15 protein-coding genes are annotated in these 18,779 nt (G+C 65.6%); 3 read left to right on the forward strand and 12 right to left on the reverse strand.

Features of this window, described 5'->3' with window-relative positions; all coding sequences use genetic code 11:
- Position 1: 1 nt before the first annotated feature.
- From FHS69_RS03350 to FHS69_RS03385, 8 genes are read right to left on the reverse strand one after another with little or no spacing between them, the layout of a single operon-like run.
- Positions 2–727: an extensin-like domain-containing protein gene (locus tag FHS69_RS03350; RefSeq protein ID WP_208380061.1), complete on the reverse strand. Its 726-nt coding sequence runs from the start codon at positions 725–727 to the stop codon at positions 2–4.
- Entirely contained in the window at positions 724–969 is a 246-nt protein-coding gene (locus tag FHS69_RS03355; RefSeq protein ID WP_425128217.1) for a hypothetical protein, read from the reverse strand. The genes FHS69_RS03350 and FHS69_RS03355 overlap by 4 nt, the downstream gene beginning before the upstream one ends.
- A 32-nt stretch (positions 970–1,001) precedes the next feature.
- The gene (locus tag FHS69_RS03360) at positions 1,002–1,358 is read right to left on the reverse strand and encodes a LysE family translocator (RefSeq protein WP_166776523.1); all 357 of its coding nucleotides are present in this window, start codon (positions 1,356–1,358) and stop codon (positions 1,002–1,004) included.
- Between the two features lie 11 nt (positions 1,359–1,369).
- Positions 1,370–4,981, reverse strand: coding sequence for an error-prone DNA polymerase (locus FHS69_RS03365; RefSeq protein ID WP_166776525.1), 3,612 nt, complete (start codon positions 4,979–4,981; stop codon positions 1,370–1,372).
- Between the two features lie 4 nt (positions 4,982–4,985).
- On the reverse strand, positions 4,986–6,479 hold the full coding sequence (locus FHS69_RS03370) for a UdgX family uracil-DNA binding protein (RefSeq protein WP_166776527.1): 1,494 nt from the start codon (positions 6,477–6,479) through the stop codon (positions 4,986–4,988).
- Positions 6,476–7,732 (reverse strand): putative DNA modification/repair radical SAM protein, encoded by a 1,257-nt coding sequence (locus FHS69_RS03375; protein WP_166776529.1) that lies wholly within the window; start codon positions 7,730–7,732, stop codon positions 6,476–6,478. Before FHS69_RS03375 ends, FHS69_RS03370 begins: the two co-directional genes overlap by 4 nt.
- Before the next feature lie 60 nt (positions 7,733–7,792).
- Entirely contained in the window at positions 7,793–9,367 is a 1,575-nt protein-coding gene (locus FHS69_RS03380) for a DUF6504 family protein (RefSeq protein ID WP_166776531.1), read from the reverse strand.
- Positions 9,364–10,158: a hypothetical protein gene (locus tag FHS69_RS03385; protein WP_166776533.1), complete on the reverse strand. Its 795-nt coding sequence runs from the start codon at positions 10,156–10,158 to the stop codon at positions 9,364–9,366. Before FHS69_RS03385 ends, FHS69_RS03380 begins: the two co-directional genes overlap by 4 nt.
- A 145-nt stretch (positions 10,159–10,303) precedes the next feature.
- On the opposite strand from FHS69_RS03385, the gene FHS69_RS03390 reads away from it, so the two are divergent.
- Entirely contained in the window at positions 10,304–10,789 is a 486-nt protein-coding gene (locus tag FHS69_RS03390; protein ID WP_166776535.1) for a pyridoxamine 5'-phosphate oxidase family protein, read from the forward strand.
- 73 nt (positions 10,790–10,862) lie between these two features.
- On the opposite strand, the gene FHS69_RS03395 is transcribed toward FHS69_RS03390, so the two are convergent.
- Both FHS69_RS03395 and FHS69_RS03400 read right to left on the reverse strand, forming a co-directional pair.
- Entirely contained in the window at positions 10,863–12,446 is a 1,584-nt protein-coding gene (locus FHS69_RS03395; RefSeq protein WP_166776537.1) for an amino acid permease, read from the reverse strand.
- 104 nt (positions 12,447–12,550) lie between these two features.
- Complete coding sequence (locus FHS69_RS03400) at positions 12,551–13,981, reverse strand: sodium-dependent transporter (protein ID WP_166776539.1); 1,431 nt, start codon at positions 13,979–13,981, stop codon at positions 12,551–12,553.
- 129 nt (positions 13,982–14,110) lie between these two features.
- On the opposite strand from FHS69_RS03400, the gene panB reads away from it, so the two are divergent.
- Together panB and FHS69_RS03410 are read left to right on the forward strand one after the other, a co-directional pair.
- Positions 14,111–14,983 (forward strand): 3-methyl-2-oxobutanoate hydroxymethyltransferase, encoded by an 873-nt coding sequence (panB, locus tag FHS69_RS03405; protein ID WP_094063163.1) that lies wholly within the window; start codon positions 14,111–14,113, stop codon positions 14,981–14,983.
- Positions 14,984–15,000: 17 nt separating this feature from the next.
- Positions 15,001–16,071: a DUF475 domain-containing protein gene (locus FHS69_RS03410; protein ID WP_067467104.1), complete on the forward strand. Its 1,071-nt coding sequence runs from the start codon at positions 15,001–15,003 to the stop codon at positions 16,069–16,071.
- Here FHS69_RS03410 and FHS69_RS03415 read toward each other — a convergent pair.
- Positions 16,001–17,005: a bile acid:sodium symporter family protein gene (locus FHS69_RS03415; protein ID WP_166776541.1), complete on the reverse strand. Its 1,005-nt coding sequence runs from the start codon at positions 17,003–17,005 to the stop codon at positions 16,001–16,003. The genes FHS69_RS03410 and FHS69_RS03415 overlap by 71 nt on opposite strands.
- A gap of 40 nt (positions 17,006–17,045) precedes the next feature.
- The gene (locus FHS69_RS03420) at positions 17,046–18,758 is read right to left on the reverse strand and encodes a tetratricopeptide repeat protein (RefSeq protein ID WP_166776543.1); all 1,713 of its coding nucleotides are present in this window, start codon (positions 18,756–18,758) and stop codon (positions 17,046–17,048) included.
- Positions 18,759–18,779 lie beyond the last annotated feature (21 nt).

Genomic DNA, 18,779 nt, shown 5'->3' on the forward strand with positions numbered 1-18,779 from the left:
ATTACCGGCAGACGCTGTTCCAGCGTGCGCTCATGTCGAAATGGAAATGGTCGGCGTGCGCAGAATTGTAATCGGGTGATAGCACGGTCGCGAAATTGCTGCAGGCACCGTCGCGCGCGGCTCGCAGGAAGGCTGCCTTGTCGCCGTCTCCATCCCAGTCGCGCAGCACGCTGATCCGCGTTCCATCCGCCAGGACGAAACCCGTAATATCGATGGCATTCGCAGTGGCGTGCTCGCTCCAGGCACCGCTGTCCCGTCCATAGAGGCGGCGGCAGGAATAGGCACCAAGGTGCTCGATCACCTCGATTTTCGATCCGAACATTCGTTCGGCCTCGGGGTTCAGAACGTCGCGCTCCCACAGGAACATTCCCGCAGCGGTCGCGCATGTTACGGGAGGGGTCGATGGGCTCAGCGGATAGTCGCCGAGACGCGTGCGATCCTCGCGGCGACACGCGCCCTCGCCTGCGGGTTCGAGCACGTCGTGTGCCACGGCACTGCGATCAAGCACGGCGCGGCATTCGGCAACGTCGTCGCGCAATGCATTCAGCTTGCTGGCTGTCGCCCAGCCCACCGGATCACGCAAATCGAGTGGCGCCCAGGGGTTGTGTTGGGGATGCTGTGCCAGCCAGGTGCGAGCAGCCAGCAGCAGTCCGGACAATACGAGCAGGAGCACGACGCGGCGATCGCTTTCGAAGCGTCCGATCCGGCGCGACAATCTGCGGTTCAAAATTCGGTCCCCAGCAACTCGCCGAGCACCAGCACGGCTATCACGAGGAACAGCGCGCCAATCCCGCGATCGATCCAGCGACGCGTGGCGGCGCGTTCCATTGCCCGGGCCACCCTCTGCCCCGCCCCGATGTAAAGTGCTCCTACGGGCAGGTCGATCAGCAGCGCGACCAGTGCCAGCATGGCTATCTGCGGGACGATCGGGACCGAGGCATCGATGAAAGGCGGGATGATCGCGATCATGTAGATCACCGACTTGGGATTGCCGATTGCGATCAGTATGCCATCGCGGAACGCATGACGCGACGGCTCGCGCGGGGGTTTGCAGTGTCCTGGTCGGGTTGGAAGCTGTGCCGGATGGCCTGCAGCCCAAGCCATGCGAGATAAGCGATGCCTGCGAATGCCAGCAGGCGGAAGGCCAGCGGATATGTCTCGGCCAGCGTTCCCAGACCGAGGGCGGCGAAGAGCCACCACAGCAGATAGCCGATCTGCATGCCCAGCAGCGCCGCCCAGCCCGAACGTGCGCCGCGCCAGATCGCCTGCCCCATGACGAACATCATCGACTGGCCCGGCACGAGGCTGGTGGTCGCGGTTACCAGCGCGAATGCGGCGAGTTTCTCGGCATCGATCATCGCGCCGCGCTTTAGTGGAAGTCGCGGCTCGGGGGAACGATGCGGACGTCGCGCGGATGTCCGCCCGAATTTGGACCGAACCACCCGCACTCGCGATTGCCCGGCGGCGGTTCTTCCCACGGTTCGACCGGTCGATAGGGATCGGCAGCACCCTCACGCAGATTGTCGCGCGGGTTGAACTTGTCGGGCAACGGCGAGGTCACATGGTCCGCGCGCGCCACCGGCGCATTCAGCATGTCGTCGGACAGCCGGTACAGCTGGTGCGTCGCATCTTCCATGTGATGCGCGATGACGTGGATCACCTCGTCATCGTACTCCACCCGCCCGCGCACCTCCATCAACCGTGCGCCCATTACCACCCGGCGCTGCTTCTCCTTGAGGTCGGGCCAGACGACGAGGTTGATGACCCCGCTCTCGTCCTCGAGCGTTATGAAGCACACTCCCTTCGCGCTGCCCGGCCGCTGGCGGATCAACACCACGCCCGCCACATGGACCATCGAACGGAATTTGCGATCGCGCAGGTCGCAGGCGCGCACGAAGCCGCGTTCGGCCAGGCTCGCGCGCAGGAAGGCCATCGGATGCGCTTTCAGGCTGAGGCGCGTGGTCTGGTAATCGGCCACCACCTCCTCGCTCAGCGGCATTGCCGGGAGTTGCGTCTGGGCGACCTCGGCACCTTCGTCGCGCGCCGCAGCAGCGGCGAACAGCGGCAGGTCTGCCCCGCCGACGATGCTGCGCGCCTGCCACAGCGCCTGGCGCCGCGACAGTTCGATCGACCCGAAGCAGTCGGCGCTGGCAAGCCGCTCGACATGCGCAGGCGCGATGCGGGCGCGGTCCCGCAATACCGTGACGTCGGTGTACTCCCCCCGCTCCTCGCGTTCGGTGATCAGTCGGGCGGCGGTCGCCTCGGGCAGGCCATCGACCTGCCGCAATCCGAGACGCAGCGCGATATGCCGGTCCTGCCGTCCCCGATCATCGGATGGATTTTGCACGATCTCGTCACCGGGCGCGAGCGGTTCGAGCGTACAGTTCCATTGCGAATGGTTGACGTCGGCGGGCAGCACCACGACGCCATGTTCGCGGGCGTCGCGGACGATCTGTGCCGGAGCGTAGAAACCCATCGGCTGCGAATTGAGGAGGGCGCAGCCGAAGGCTGCGGGGAAGTGGCATTTCAACCAGCTCGATACGTAGACGAGATGCGCGAAGCTGGCCGCGTGGCTTTCGGGAAAGCCGTATTCGCCGAAGCCGCGGATCTGGTTGAAGCAGCGCTGCGCGAAATCGCGATCGTAGCCGCGCCCGACCATGCGTTCGACCATCATGTCCTGCAGTTCGTCGACCATCCCGCGGCTGCGGAAGGTGGCCATCGCCTTGCGCAGCCGGTTCGCCTCGAGCGAGGAGAATTTCGCCGCATCGAGCGCGATCTTCATCGCCTGTTCCTGGAAGATCGGGACCCCCAGCGTACGTCCGAGAATGCTCGACAGCTCGTCGGGCGGCCCGTGCCGCGGGCTCGGCGCGGGGATCACCACGGGCTCGGCTCCGCGCCGCCGCTTGAGATAGGGATGCACCATGTCGCCCTGGATCGGCCCGGGACGCACGATCGCGACCTGGATTACGAGGTCGTAGAATTCGCGCGGGCGCAACCGCGGCAGCATGTTCATCTGCGCACGGCTCTCCACCTGGAACACGCCCAGCGAATCCCCCTTGCGCAACATCGCATAGGTTTCGGGATCCTCGCGCGGGACCGCCGCCAGCGTCAGCGTGCGGCCGTGATGCTCGTCGACCAGGTCGAGACATTTGCGGATGCAGGTCAGCATGCCTAGCGCGAGCACATCGACCTTGAGGATGCCCAGTGCCTCGATATCGTCCTTGTCCCATTCGATAAAACTGCGTTCGGGCATCGCCCCATTGCCGATCGGCACGGTTTCGGTGAGCGCCCCTTCGGTGAGGATGAATCCGCCGACATGCTGTGACAAATGTCGGGGCATGCCAATCATTTGCTCGGTCAGCTTGAGAACGCGGCGCAAGTGTGGATCGGACACGTCCATCCCCGTTTCCGCGGCGTGTTTCTCGCTGATCTCGCGCCCCCAGCCCCCCCATACGGTCTTGGCCAGCGCGGCGGTGACATCCTCGGTCAGCCCCATCGCCTTGCCCACCTCGCGGATCGCCATGCGTGGGCGGTAGTGGATCACCGTGGCGCACAGTCCGGCGCGGTGGCGGCCATATTTGCGATAGATGTACTGGATCACCTCCTCGCGCCGCTCATGCTCGAAATCGACATCGATGTCGGGCGGCTCCTTGCGCTCTTCCGAGATGAAGCGGTCGAACAGCAACGCATGCTTGGCCGGGTCGACATTGGTGATGCCGAGGCAATAGCACACCGCCGAATTGGCCGCGCTGCCGCGTCCCTGGCACAGGATCGGCGGATCGACCCCGCGGGCGTAGTCGACGATATCCTTGATCGTGAGGAAATAGCGCGCCAGATCGAGCTTGCCGATCAGCGCCAGCTCGCGTTCGAGCGTTTCGCGTACGCTTTCGGGCACGCCGCCGGGATAACGCCAGGCGGCCCCCTTCCATGTCTCCGCCGCGAGAAACTGCTGCGGGTTCTGCCCGTCGGGATGGATTTCCTCGGGATATTCATAGGCCAGTTCGTCGAGACTGAAATTGCACTTGTCGGCCAATGCACGCGTCGCGGCGATGGCATGCGGCCAGCGCTCGAACAGCCGCACCATCGTTTCGGGCGGCTTGAGATAGCGTTCGCCATTGCCGTGCAGCAGGTGACCTGCCGCGGCGACCGTGGTCTTGTGACGGATCGCGGTCATCACGTCCTGCAACGGCCGCCGGTCGGGCGTGGCGTAGTGGACGTCGTTGGTCGCGAGGATCGACAGGCCGTGTTCGCGCGCGAGCGCATCGAGCCGCTCGATCCGCGCGATGTCGTTCTCGAAGTAGAGGAAAGCCGCAGCAACATGGCGCAGCGTGGGAAGCAGCACGACAAGATGCGGCAGGAGTTCTTCGAACGAGCCGGTGATGTCACGCGAAGATGCAGGCGCGGCGCGCGAACGATCCTCCGTCTCCAGTTCCGTCTCTTCGCGCGGCTCCCGCGCCGGAAAGGCGACCACATTGCTCTCCACCTCCACGGTAAAGCGCTGATCGAGATCGCGAGGTGGCAGCAGCACCAGTTGCACGCCTTCGCCATGCGCAGCGAGCATGGCGAGGCTGATGTCGCAGGCGCCCTTTTCCTGCCACTCGCCATCGAGCGTGCGCATCCGCCCCGCGGAAATCAGCCGGCATAGCCGCCCATAGGCAGCGCGATCGCGCGGATAGGCGAGGAAGCACAGCCCCTCGACCGTTTCTATCCTGCAACCGATAAGTGGCTTGAGTTTAAGGGTTTTCGATTCCGTATGCAGCCGGACCACTCCGGCCATCGTATTGGCATCCGCGATCCCGATCGCATCGTAGCCGAGCGCGCGGGCCTGCAGCACGAGATCGACCGCATCGGACGCGCCGCGCAGGAAGCTGAAGCACGAGAAAATGCCCAGTTCGACATAGGGCGCGCGCGGCGGCGGCGAAATGCCAGCCGGATCGAGTTCGATCGTGCGCTTGGGAATCTGGAGGTCGTTCTCGGGCATGGGCTCACCCGGCCAATTCCGAAAGCCGCTCCCTCACCGCGGCAAGGTCCGCATCGAACAGCCGCGCCTGTTCCTCGCGTGCCGCTCCGTCGAGCCGCAACAGATAGGACGGGTGCGCAGTGACCCACAGTTCGCTGCCATCTTCCAGCGCAATCGGCGTCCCGCGCACGCGCGATATGCTGACCGTCTTGCCCAGCATGCCGCGTGCCGCGCTCGCTCCCATGGCCAGCACCAGCTTGGGCTGCACGATCGCCCGCTCGCTCTCGATCCACCAACGGCAGGTGTCGATCTCTTTCGCGCCCGGATTCTGGTGCAGCCGTCGCTTGCCGCGCTGGACATATTTGAAATGTTTCACCGCATTGGTGACATAGGCGGCGCGGCGATCGATCCCGACCTTCTCCAGATGCACGTCGAGCAATTGCCCGGCGGGACCGACGAAGGGGCGCCCCGACAGATCCTCCTGGTCGCCCGGCTGTTCGCCCACGATCATGAGCGCCGCATCCCGCGGGCCCTCGCCCATCACCGCGTGGTTGTCGAGCTGACCGATCGGACATTTGCGGCAAGCATGGATCGCCCGGTCGATCGCTTCCAGCGTATCGGGCCGGTCGTCCAGTTCGTCGTCGAACAGTGACTTGCCCTTGTCGACCATCTGCGCCTCGCGCTGCTGTGCACCCGCCACCAACTGCGGGATGAGCGCGGCCTCGGGCATGTTCTTCCAGTATTTGCGTGGCATTTCCTTCAGCATCGCCCCCACCTTCAGCCGCGCGGGGTTGAAGATCGAGGCATAGTAGCTGCGCCACAATTCCTCCGTCGGATCGCCCTGCGGCGCATCCGAACGCTGCGCAGGCGGGCCTTCGGACATGGTGTCGCCATCCCAGTGGAGCGATCCACGCGGTGTCAGGATCGACCAGCGCATGTTCGCGAACCGCCGCATGAAGAAACCCGCATTGGCGCGCAGGATATGGTGTTCGGGTTCGAACCAGGCGACGTAATGCTCGCCCCCGGCCCCATCGCCGCCCGTGCCGTCTTCTTCCTTCTCGACCAGGCGGAAGCGCACGAAGGCGTGCATCTTGTGACTGTCGCGGCGCACGTTCTTGGCCAGCTCCTCCACCCGCCGCACATCGGGATCGGCCTTGTCTTCCATCATCCGCCCGTTCGCCTGCAAACGCCACAGCAGCCGGTAGAGCAGCGCGAAGCGTTCGGGATCGGAATGGAGGATGGCGTTGCGCGCCAGCGTCACGAAGCGCTTGCTCGCCCGCACCGCCCGGGCATCGGCCGGCGGAACCGGTGCCCGCCGCTCGCCCCCGGGGAAGGCAGCGGAGGAGGATGCTGCGAACAGATTCCCGCTGCCGCCGGGTTCGATCCAGGCCACCCGGTCGGGGGGAACCTCGCATTGCACCAGCGCACGCGCGCGTTCGCGCCAGAACTCGAAATCGTCCGGCTCGGGCAAATTGACCACGTAATAGGTCCCCAGCCTGACATGCTGCAGCGCGGTCATGCCGCGAACAGTTCCAACTGCTCGGTCTTGGGCGCGAGCAGGCTGCGCAAATCGGCGCGATCGGTCAGCAGCACCGGGCGCCAATCCAATGTGCAGATGAACGGCCGGACCTTGGTGACCGACTGGGTCAGCCGCGCGACATCGTCCAGACGCAACGCCCGGTGACGACGGCTGGCGAGGATCTTGCCCACCGCCTTCACCCCCAGCCCGGGGACGCGCAGCAATTGTTCCTTGGTGGCGCGGTTGACGTCGACCGGAAACTGTTCGCGAAACTTGAGCGCCCAGGCGAGCTTGGGATCGATATCGAGCGGCAGGTTCCCATCCGCCTCGGTCGCCTGCATCACCTCGGCGGGCTTGTAACCGTAGAAACGCATCAGCCAGTCGGACTGGTAGAGCCGGTGTTCGCGGATCAGCGGCGGACGCTTCAGCGGCAGCACTGCGCTGGCATCGGGGATCGGCGAGAAAGCGCTGTAATAGACGCGGCGCAGGCGGAAACTGTCGTACAGCCGGCTGGCCTTGCCGACGATATCGGCATCGGTCGCGGCATCGGCGCCGACGATCATCTGCGTCGACTGGCCCGCAGGGGCGAAGCGCGGCGCGTGTCTGAAGCGCTTGCGCGCATCCTTCAGTTCGCTGATGTCCTCCTTGACCTTGCCCATCGCGCCTTCGATCTGGCGCGCATCCTTGTCGGGCGCGAGCCGCGTCAACCCGCTGTCGGTCGGCAGTTCGACATTGATCGACACGCGGTCGGCGTAAAGCCCGGCCTGATGGACGATCTCGGGGTCGGCCTCGGGGATGGTCTTGAGATGAATATAGCCGCGAAAATCGTGTTCTTCCCGCAAGATACGAGCGACTTCTACCATCTGCTCCATCGTGTGGTTCGAGCTTTTCACAATGCCCGAGGAGAGGAACAGCCCCTCGATGTAATTGCGGCGGTAGAAGGACAGCGTGAGATCGACGACCTCCTGCGGGCTGAAGCGCGCGCGCGGCACGTTCGAGCTCTTCCGGTTCACGCAGTAATGGCAGTCGAACACGCAATGGTTGGTCAGCAGGATCTTGAGCAGCGAGATGCAGCGGCCGTCGGGCGCATAGGCGTGGCAGATGCCCATCCCCTCGGTCGAGCCGATCCCGCCACGTCCATTGGGGCCGCCCATGCTGTTGCGCTTGGCGGTGCCCGAAGACGCGCAGGAGGCATCGTATTTCGCCGCATCGGCGAGAATCTCGAGCTTCTGCTGGATGGTTTGGGCAGTCATTCGTTCTTTATATGTTCTACTGCACCCGCTGCCAATGTCGAATGATGCATCGATGTTAATTCAGGCGCATAATCCCTGCAGGTACCAGTCGGGTGCGCCGCCGCGCCCGTCGCCGATAATGCCCTGCCGGTAAATCCAGTAGCGGCGTCCCTGCCCATCCTCGATCCGATAATAGTCGCGCAGCCGCGCACCGCTGCGCTCGCGCCACCATTCGGGGGCGATCCGTTCGGGCCCCTCGACCCGGACGACCTCGTGTACCTCGCCCCGCCAGCGGAAGCGTTGCGGATAGCCGTCGGGCGTTGCGTAGAGCACGGCGATCTTCTCCGCGCTGTCGAGCAGCTTGAGCGGGCGCGCATGGAACGCCAGTTGCCCCTGCGAGGAAGGTTCGGGTTCGAGCGGCTTGCGCCAGCGCTGGGCGCGTTCGGGGATATGGCTGGCGAAGGGCACCGGGCGGCTGATCGCCTGCGCACCGAGCCGCACGGTCAGCCGGTCGATACAGGCCGCCAGCGAAGTGCCGTGGTCCTCGGCCGCGCTTTCGATATCGCCCTGCGCCAGCGCGAGAGGCTCGGCCCAGCTTGCGCGCAGCCGCACCATCTCGATCCCGAAGCCGGCTTCGATGTCGTCGAGCCGTGCGGCGAACAGCCGCAGCATATGCGCCGGATCGCGCGTGGCCGCGGCCATTTCGAGACGTCGCACGATGACCTCGCCATCGACCCGCCATAGCCCCAGTTCAAGCCGCCGTGCACCCTGCCCCTGCCCCTCGAGCTCGCGGGCCATGTCCTGCGCGAGATCGGCGACCACCTGGTCGAGCAGCTGGCGGTGACGGATCGGCTCCATCAGCCGGCGCTGGACCAGCGGCACCTGCTGCGCGATGACCGGCAGCAGCGGTTCGGGTACGCGGCCGAGCAGCTGGTCGCGCCGGATCAGCGGGTTGGCCGCGGGCGACTTGCGGTTGCGGAACCGCCGCTGGAGCGCATCGCGCCCGATCGTGGTGATATCGCCCAGCCGCTTGAGCCCCAGACGGCGCAGCACGGTGACCACGTCCTGGTCGAGCCGCAGCGCGGCCACGGGCAGGTCGGACAATGCGCGCTCGATATCGTCATGGTGTTCGACGATCGTCCCGTCGGGCGCATGATGCGCCAGCGCCCAGGCCGCCCCGGCGGTGGGCGCGATCGCCATGCGCACCGCCAGTCGGCGACGGGCGAAGGCTTCGCGGACATCCTCGAGCAGCAGCGTCTCGCCGCCGAACAGATGCGGCACCGCGGTGACGTCGACCAGCAGGCCATCGGGCGCATCGAGCGCGGACCATGGCCCCCAGCGCTGCGCCCACAGCGCGAGTTGCTCGAGAAAGGCGAGATCGCCTGCGGGATCGGAAGGCGCGGTGGCGATGGCAGGACACAGCGTGCGCGCATCGGCGAGCATCATGCCGCGCTGCGCCCCCGCCGCGGCGGCGATCTGTGTGACCGCTTCGATCCGCGGGCCATGCGCTGTGTCCGAGATCAGCACCAGCGGCGCATCGACGAGAGCGCGCGCCTGCTCGCCCATCACCAGCCGCCAGCGGTCGATCGCCAGCGAGGGCAACCAGATCGACAGGATGCGGCGCGGGGCAGTGGAGGCCGCCGACGCCCCGCTCATGCCCGCCGCGGCGGGGGACGCTGGCGCAGCCCCGCGGTCCAGCTGGCCGCCGTATCGCCTCCGTCATGGTCTGCGGCTCGCGCGGGACGCTGCGCCTCAAGGCCGTCACCGCCCTCGCCCAGCACCCATTCGCCGGGGGCAAGCGCACGGGCGCGGAACAGGTCGGCACGCCAGCGCGGGGCACCCGGCGCCTGCGGATTCCAGCGCGGTGCGGGCGACGGGGCCGAGGCGATCTCCCAGCGCATCCGGGCGGAGGACAGGTCGCGCGCGGCGTCGAGTCGGACGAGGAACAGCGGCACGCCGTGGCGTTCGCCCGCCAGCGTCAGCCGCCGCGAAGCGGTGAAGTCGAGCGCGCCGGGATTGCCCGCGATCTCGCCCAGCACGAAAGCGAAGTCGCGGCACCGCAGCCCTTCTTCCAGCGCGAACAACGCGTCCTCGGCCTTTTCCGCGAGCACGTGGATCACCCGTCCCTGCAGCGCGTGTGGCAGCCCTGCACGATAGGGACGCCCGACACGGCGTGCCGCCTCGCGCGTCTGGACCCACAACACGCTGCGCCGGTCGCGCGCCTCGCTGCCTTCGGCACGCGGCACATGGCGGATATCGTCGAGCGCAAATGCGAGCGCGGCTGCCGCCCCACCGCCCTCGCGCGAGGAAGCGAACAACTCGCTATGCAGCGCCGGACCCTGCTGCGCCGCGAGACCCGGCCGCCAGCGCGCGCTGCGCTGCGCGGACAACGCGGCGACATCGGCAAACGCCGCAGTTGGCAAGGAGGCAGGATCGGTGTGGGGCATGATGGAACGACTCGGTTGTTCTCTTTATGTTCCATATCGGACCGATTCGCAATTCGGCGTACGCATTTGTCCCGTCATCGCAGCCCGCGGGACCGAACCCGCGCTTCATCCATTGTCCGGGTAACACGCAATCAAGGAGTCCCCGATGAAACATGCGCAAGGTAATCCCAACGAACTCAAGACCAAGTTCTGGAAGGCGCTGGCCGATTCGCCCTTCCTCTTCCTCCAGCTCGACGGTCAGAGCGCAACCGCGGTCCCGATGAGCCCGCAGCTCGACAAGGACGCCAACAGCTCGATCTGGTTTTTCACCCATACCAAGAGCGATTTCGCCAAGCTCGGCCGCGCCACCGCAACCTTCGAGAGCAAGGGACACGAACTCTTCGCCCGTTTCGATGGCACGCTGACGCGCGAAACCAGCCAAGAACGCTTCGACCAGTTCTGGAGCAACTTCGTCGAGGCCTGGTACGATGGCGGCAAGGACGATCCCGATATCGTCTTCCTGCGCATGGACCTCGGCGATGCCGAGATCTGGGACGGCGACCTCGGCTTGCTGAACACCGCCAAAATGGCGCTAGGGCAGACCGTGCGCGACGAAGCCGAAGAACGCCACGCCGAGGCAGTCGACCTCTGATCCGATCCGATTCCACCCGAAAAGGGCCGCGTTCCCAGAAGGAGCGCGGCCCTTTCTCGATTCAGGCCAAGGCTCAGTCGCGCGGTAGCGGCGGATGGATCGGAATGGCCGTTTCTTCCCCCGCAACGGCATCGACCACTTCGACGATGCCCTGCCCCAGATGGCTGCGTCGGCGGCTATAGAGGAAGTAGACAAGAAAGCCGATCGCAGTCCAGGCCGGCAGCACGACCATCGCCTCGCCCGGCAGGTTGAGGAACAGGAACAGGCATCCCGCAATGGTCGCAGGCCCCACGAACCAAAGCCCCTTGACCCGGAAATGGCGGTGCACATCGGGACGCTGGCGCCGCAATACCATCACCGCCACTGCAACCATGGCGAAGGCATAGAGCGTCCCCGCATTGGCGATATCGGCCAGTTGGCCCACCGGGAAGAACGCCGCACCCACCGCCACCACGATCCCCGTCAGCGCGGTCACGACATGCGGCGTCTGCCACCGGGGATGCACCCGGCTGAGAAATTCGGGCAGCAGCCCGTCGCGGCTCATCACGAAGAAAATACGCGTCTGCGCGAACAGCAGCACGAGAATGACCGATGGCAGCGCGAGGAAGGCTGCCACGCCAAGGACATTGCCCACGCCCGACCAGCCGATCTGGCGCAGCACATGCGCCAGCGCCTCGTTCGAGCAGACGAGCGCGTCGGCGTGTGCGGGCAGCGCGCATTGGCGTGCGAGTTCTTCCGACCCCGCGGGGAACGGTATCCCGCCCGGGCCCATGATCGGCTGGCCGCCGATGGTCCCGATCGCACCCGCCGCTACGAGGATGTAGAACAGGGTGCAGAACAGCAGCGAGCCGACCAGTCCGAGCGGCACGTTGCGCTGCGGGTCCTTGGTTTCCTCCGCTGCCGTCGAGACCGCGTCGAAGCCCACGTAAGCGAAGAAAATCGTCGCCGCAGCGCCGACCGCTCCCAGACCTGAACCGAAGCCGCCGAACACGCCTGCGGGGAGGAAGGGATTGAACCGCTCCGCCTCGAAGGCGGGGCTGGTCAGCGTCAGCGCGATGAACGCGGTCAGCGCGGTGACCTTGATCGCCACCAGCACCGCATTGAACTTGGCGCTTTCGCTGGTGCCGATGATCAGCAGGCCGGTAATCAGCAAGGCTATGACCATTGCCGGCAGGTTGATCAGCCCTCCCTCCGCGCCGCCCAGCGCGAGTGGACCGGCCGATAGCCAGTTGGGCAAGGTGACACCCAGCGTCTCGTCGAGAATGCTCCCGACGAAATAGCCCGACCAACCGACCGAGACCGCACTGGCCGCGATGGCGTATTCGAGCACCAGCGCCCAGCCGACGGTCCAAGCGAGGAATTCGCCCATCGTTGCATAGGTGTAGGTATAGGCCGATCCCGACACCGGTACGGTGGCGGCAATCTCGGCATAGCATAGCGCGGCGACAACGCAGACCGCCCCCGCGATCGCAAAGGCGAGCATCAGCCCCGGTCCCGCTTTCTGGGCGCCCGCAGCGGTCAGCACGAAAATGCCCGTCCCGATAATGCAGCCAATGCCGAACAGCATCAGCTGTATGCCACCCAGCGAACGCTTGAGCGACTTCTTCTCAGCAGCCGCGAGGATTGCATCCAGCGGCTTCACCCTGTCGAAAATCATGCGGCCTGCGGCCTCCCCAGGCCCGCCGCAGGACTGCCCTGCTCCGCCAGCCGGAAGCGCGCCGAATACGCGGGTTTCCGGCTAACGGGAAGCAGGATTCTGCATCAGCTACCGAGGATCGACGGAAACAGGCCGGTGACGAGAATGATGGCGACGGCCAGCGGGCACAACCACGCCAGCAAGAAACGCCACAGACCGAAGGCCCAGGGCGACAGGCCGGTGGTGGTGCGCAGCAGGTTCTCATCCGCCTTCCAGCCGATGAACAGCGAAGTTAACAGCGCGCCGACGGGCAGCATGACCTTGCCGGTGAAGCCGTCGACCGTATCGAGGATGTCGGTTTCCGCGAACAGGCTCCAGAAGCCCAGCGGGCGGACATCGGCCCAGACATTGTAGCCCAGCAGGCAGGCGATCCCGATCAGGAACGCCCCGCCACCGAAGATCGCCGCCGACTTGGGGCGGGTCCAGCCGCGCTCGCCGATGCCATATGCCGTAGGCACCTCGAGCAGCGAGATCGAACTGGTCACCGCAGCGACGAGGATCAGCAGGAAGAACAGGAAGCCGAACAATGCGCCGCCCGGCATCGTCTGGAATGCGAAGGGCAATGTCTGGAAGACCAGCGTGGGTCCAGCCGCGGGGTCGAGACCGACCGCGAAGACGATGGGGAAGATCATCAAGCCGGCAAGCAGCGCCACCGTGGTATCGGCGATAGCGATCAGCCCGGCGGTTGGCCCGAGGCCGCTGCCTTCCTTGATATAGGATCCATAAGTGATCAGGCCCGCGACACCGAGCGACAGTGAGAACAGCGCCTGTCCCAGCGCCGAGTTCATCACTTGCGGGGTCAGCTTGGACCAGTCGGGTGTGAACAGGAACGCCACGGCGTCGCCGATGTCACCCTCGATCGCACCGTAGATCACCAGTCCCACCAGCAGGACGAAGAACAGCGGCATGAGATAGGTCGCCGCCTTCTCGATACCAGAGCTTACGCCGCGCGCGACGATGTAGAATGTGAGGCCCATGAAGAGGAAGTGGACCACGATCAGCAGCAGCGGATTGGCGAACATGTCGCCAAGGCGTTGCTGGATCTGCTCGCGGCTTTCACCTGCCAGCGCGCCGCGCAGCGGATCGCCTTCCACGACGGCCTGGACGAGATCCAAGCCCATCACGCTCACGTAATAGAGCACCCAGCCTGCAACCACCGAATAGAAGGCCACGATGAGGAAAGCCGCCAGCGCGCCGATGGCGCCGAACACCGACCAACCGGGGCTCGCCTGCGATTGCGCCGCAACGCGGCGGATCGACCCGACCGCATCGGTCTGGCCGACGCGTCCGATGAAGATCTCGGACAGCACGAGCGGCAGGCCGAGCAGGAACACACAGGCGATATAGAAGATAACGAACGCGCCGCCGCCGCTTTCTCCGGCCAGCGTAGGGAAGCGCCAGATATTGCCGAGCCCCACTGCGGCTCCGACCGCAGCAAGAATGAAAGCGGACCGCGAAGACCAGCCCTCACCCGTCGAAACCGTCGTGGCGACCATATCGTTCTGTTTCCTCTCCAGCAGCGGCGACCCCCTGCCGCGCGCAATTTGCGCGTCCTTAAACACACAAATTCGCGCAATTCCAAGCTTCGCTTTGCTCTCGTCCACGCGCTTGCTAGTGGGATCGCCATGTCCACGACCTTCCAGCTCGATACGAGCACGAGCCGCGCCAATCCCACGCCCAAGCCGATGAAGCGGCTCACGGTGCCCAAGATCCGCGCGCACAAGGCCAATGGCGAGACGGGCGAACCGCTGGTCATGCTGACCGCCTACACCGCGCGGCAGGCGCAACTACTTGATGCACATTGCGATATCCTGCTGGTGGGGGACTCGCTGGCGCAAGTGATCTACGGCCTGCCCACCACCATTCCCGTCACGCTCGACATGATGGCCAACCATGCCGCCGCGGTCGTGCGCGGCAGCTTCCATTCGGTGGTGGTGGTCGACATGCCTTTCGGTTCCTACGAACAATCGCCGCAACAGGCCTTCGAAAGCGCGACCTACCTGCTCAAGCAATCGGGCGCCGCGGCGGTGAAGCTCGAGGGCGGCGAGCAGATGGCGGAGACGGTGGCGTTCCTCAACCAGCGCGGCATCCCCGTGATGGGCCATGTCGGCCTGACCCCGCAGGCGGTCAACGTGTTGGGGGGCTATGCCGCGCGCGGCCGCAGCGATGCCGAGGCGAAGAAGATCGTCGGCGACGCCCGGGCGCTGGACGATGCAGGCGCCTTTGCCATCGTGCTCGAAGGCGTGCTCGAACCGATTGCGATAGAAGCCACCGGGGCGGTTTCGTGCCCGACCATCGGCATCGGTGCTTCCGCGCAATGCGACGGACAGGTGCTGGTGACCGAGGACATGCTCGGCATGTTCGATCGGGTGCCGCGCTTCGTGAAGAAATATGAGGACATTGCCGCGGTTATCGAGAAGACCGTCGCGCAATATGCCGAGGAAGTGCGCGCGCGCAGCTTCCCCACTCCGGACCAGACCTACCAGCCCAAGGGCTGATCAATCGGGCGCCTTCCATGGAAACCATCCGCAATTACTACGCCTTTTCGTTCGCTTTCACGGCCGTCTGCTTCGCGCTGGCAGGCTGGTATGGCTGGACGAGCACCGGATCGATCACTGCCACGCTGGGCATATTGTGGATCGTCGTCGTGCTCTCGATCCTCGAGGTGTCGCTTAGCTTCGACAATGCGGTGGTCAACGCCACCGTGCTTCGCGATATGGACCCGGTCTGGCAGCAACGCTTCCTGACGATCGGGATATTGATCGCGGTCTTCGGGATGCGGATCGTCTTCCCCATCGCGATCGTCGCGATTGCGGCGCAGGTCGGACCGGTCGAGGCAGTCTCATTGTCGCTCAACAATCCGGCCGAATACGAGCGCATCGTGTCCGAAGCCCATATCGGCATCGCCGGCTTTGGCGGCGCTTTCCTGGCGATGGTCGGGCTGACCTTCTTCTTCGACAACGACAAGGAAGTGCACTGGATCGCCGCGATCGAGAAGACGATCAACAAATTCTCCAACGTACCCGCGGTGGAAATCGGACTGGTGCTCATCCTGGTCTATTCGGTCTCGACCATGCTCGCGCCGGACGAGGCAATCACCTTCCTGACCGCGGCCATTCTCGGACTGGTGACCTTCATTGCCGTGCATGCAATCGCGGCCATCATCGAGGCGCGCGAAGCCGCCAAGAAAGCCTCGGGCGAGATCGTCAAATCGGGCCTCGGAGGTTTCCTCTATCTTGAAGTGCTCGACGCCAGCTTCAGTTTCGATGGCGTGATCGGCGCCTTCGCGCTGTCGAACAACATGATCATCATCGCCCTCGGTCTTTCGGTCGGTGCGATGTTCGTGCGTTCGATGACGATCCACCTGGTGCGCACCGGGACGTTGGCACAATACCGCTATCTCGAGCACGGCGCCTTCTGGGCGATCATCGTGCTCGGCGTCATCATGCTGCTCTCGGCGCGTTACCACATCCCCGAGACGATCACCGGATTGCTCGGCGCGGTGCTGATCGGGCTCAGCTTCCTGTGGTCGGTGCGGCACAATCGGCGCCATCCTGAAGATTCGATGACGCAGCCAGCCGACTAGCGATCGGCGCGGCAACGACCAACTGGAAGAAGTGGTAGAGCAGCAGCGCTATCACGATGAAACCGGCCTCTTCGGGCGGGAACAGGATGGTCGCCAGCGGGGCGCCGACGGCGGCGCTCTTCTGCGCCCCCGCGAACAGGAAGGCGATGCGATCGCCGTGGCGCAGGCGGAGCAGGCCGCCCGCGAGCCACGCGCCGTAATTGCCGATCAGCAGGAAGCCCGCGACCAGCGCGCCGATCACCACCCAGTCGAATGCATCGACGCGTTGCCAGATGCCCTGCTCGACCGCGCCCGAGAAGGCGACGTAAATCGCTGCCGAGATCGCAAACCGGTCGATCCAGGCAATCCTGGGCTTGTATCGGGCGATGAAGGCACCGGTGCGGCCCTGAACCATCTGCCCGATTGCAAAGGGCAGGATCAGCAGCAGCATGATCTTGCCGATGACATCCATCCCCACTGCCCCGCTGCCGCTTCCGCCAAGCGCAAGGAACAGCGGCACGGTGACGAAAACGCCGAGGATGTTGAGCAGCGCCGCACCGACCACTGAGAGCGCGACATTGCCCCCCGCAAGCGAAGTGTAGGAAGTTGCCGACTGCACGGTAGAGGGCAGCGTGCCGAGATAGAGAAACCCAAGGGCGACCGCGGGCGTCAGCCACCCGCCACCCAGCGCCGCGAGCGCCAGACCCGCCAGCGCCATCGCCCCGAAAACCCACAGCACCAGCGGCAACAGGAAGCGCCAGTTGGCGATACCCGCTGTAATGTCGCGGCGTGCAATGCGCATTCCGTTGAGCAGGAACAGCACGAAAATTGCTGCATTGGCAATCATCTGCGCGGCGGAACGCGCATCGCCCGTAGCAGGCAGGAGCGCGGCGAGCGCGATCGCGGCAACCAGCATGCGCAGCATCGGATCGGCCAGAACGGTGCGGCAACTCATGTTCTGCCCCTGCCCGGAGCGACGTGCCTTGTCGAGCGGATCAACGTGCGCGCAACGAAGCCAGCTTCGCTTCGAGTTCGGCGCGGGTGCCGGCATCGTCGGCAGGCAGCGTGACGAGAAGCGCGCTGATCGCGAGCGGATTCATTGGTTGCAGTTCGTGAGCCGCGAGCGCGTAATCGAACGCGATCTGTGCTTCACCCAGCTCGCGCGCTGCAATGCTACGCGCGGCCAGGGCGGCAGGATTGCGCGCGGCTCCCAGTTCCAGCGCGTGATCGAGCAGCGCGGCAGTACGCTCCCATTCGCCTTCCAGCGCCAGCGCTTCCGCCAGCGCGAGTGCCGCGTCCGCGCGGAGCGGATTTGCGGCCAGATAACGTGTCAGTATCGCACGCGCGTTCGCGCCGTCCTCTTCTGCCCGCAGCCGACGCACAACGAGCGGCCACGACTGCCTGACACGCGCCGATCGCGCATAGGCCGCGCGCGCTGCTGCGCGATCGCCATTCGCCAGTTCGGCATCGCCGAGGATTGCGCTCGCATCGCCGGAGCCGGGCACCCGGGCAGCGAAGGAGCGCGCACGACGCGCTGCCTCGCTCGTGTCCCCGATCGCAATGGCATGCCGGACGAAATCGCGCAGCGCGATCCCGTCACCAAGGTCGCCCATTGCGAATTGCGCCGAGGGTGAGCGAACAGGTAAAACGGCGAGCCCGGTTTCCGCCGCGGTCGCGCGGTCAAGATAGGACGCGGCGCGTGCTCGGTCATCCAGCGCTTCGAACGCGCGTCCGACCAGCAGGCGAAGATAGGGCGAGCCGGTTCCACCCTGTGCGACGGCGGCAAACCGATGGACAAGTTCGCGCTCGGCCCCGCTGCGCGCAAGGGCATAGGCAAACAGGTCGCGTATGCGGGAATTGTCCGGCTGGCGCGCATACAGGCGATCGAACGCCAGCGTCGCGCTGGCTAGGTTGCCGCGATCCAGATCGAGGATCGCGCCCAGCATCTGCGCCGCCGGATGCGCTTCCTGCTGCAGACCCGATCGCGCGAGCAGATCGCGCGCGACGCCCAATTCGCCCCCGCGCGCGGCGATGACCGCCTGTACGAACAATCCGCGGGGATGATCGACCGCAGCGCCGCCCGCTTCGCGCAACACTGCGAGCGCCCGGCGCGCATGGCCCGCATCGGCAAGCGTGGCGGCCAGATCGAGCCGTATTTCCAATTCGTCGGGCCAACGGTCGAGTGCCTGCCTCAGCCAGGTGGCCCCGGCCTCCATGCCATGCGCGTCGCGCACAAGCTGGCCGCGGAAACGCAAGGCTTCCGCATGCGCCGGCTCAAACGCAAGCGCGCGGTCCACTGCCGCGATCGCCTGGACATGTTCGCCACCTTGATAACGCAGCCGCGCGATATCGACCCACAGCCCAGCGTCTTCGGGCGCGAGACGGTGCGAGCGGTCGAGTGCCGCCCCCGCAGCAGGCAAATTGCCCTGCGCCATTTCCAGTCGCCCCAGCAGACGGAAACCGACCGCCGCGCTTTCGGGCGAGAATTCGCCGGGGCCGAGCCACTCGCGCGCTGCTGCGAAGTCCTTTTCGAGCAGGGCGGCCTCACCCATCATCACGGCGAGGTTCCTGCGGTTCTCGCCGCTATCCAATGCCCGATCAAGATAGATGCGCGCCGCCGCACCGTCGCCCTGCGCCAGTTCGGCACGCGCGGCCTCGATCGGGGTCGGTGCATCCTCGCTCTCGCCACATCCGCCCAGTGCGGACAAGGAGAATGTCAGGGCAAGAGC

It is taken from the genome of Qipengyuania flava, assembly GCF_011762005.1.
GTDB lineage: Bacteria > Pseudomonadota > Alphaproteobacteria > Sphingomonadales > Sphingomonadaceae > Qipengyuania > Qipengyuania flava.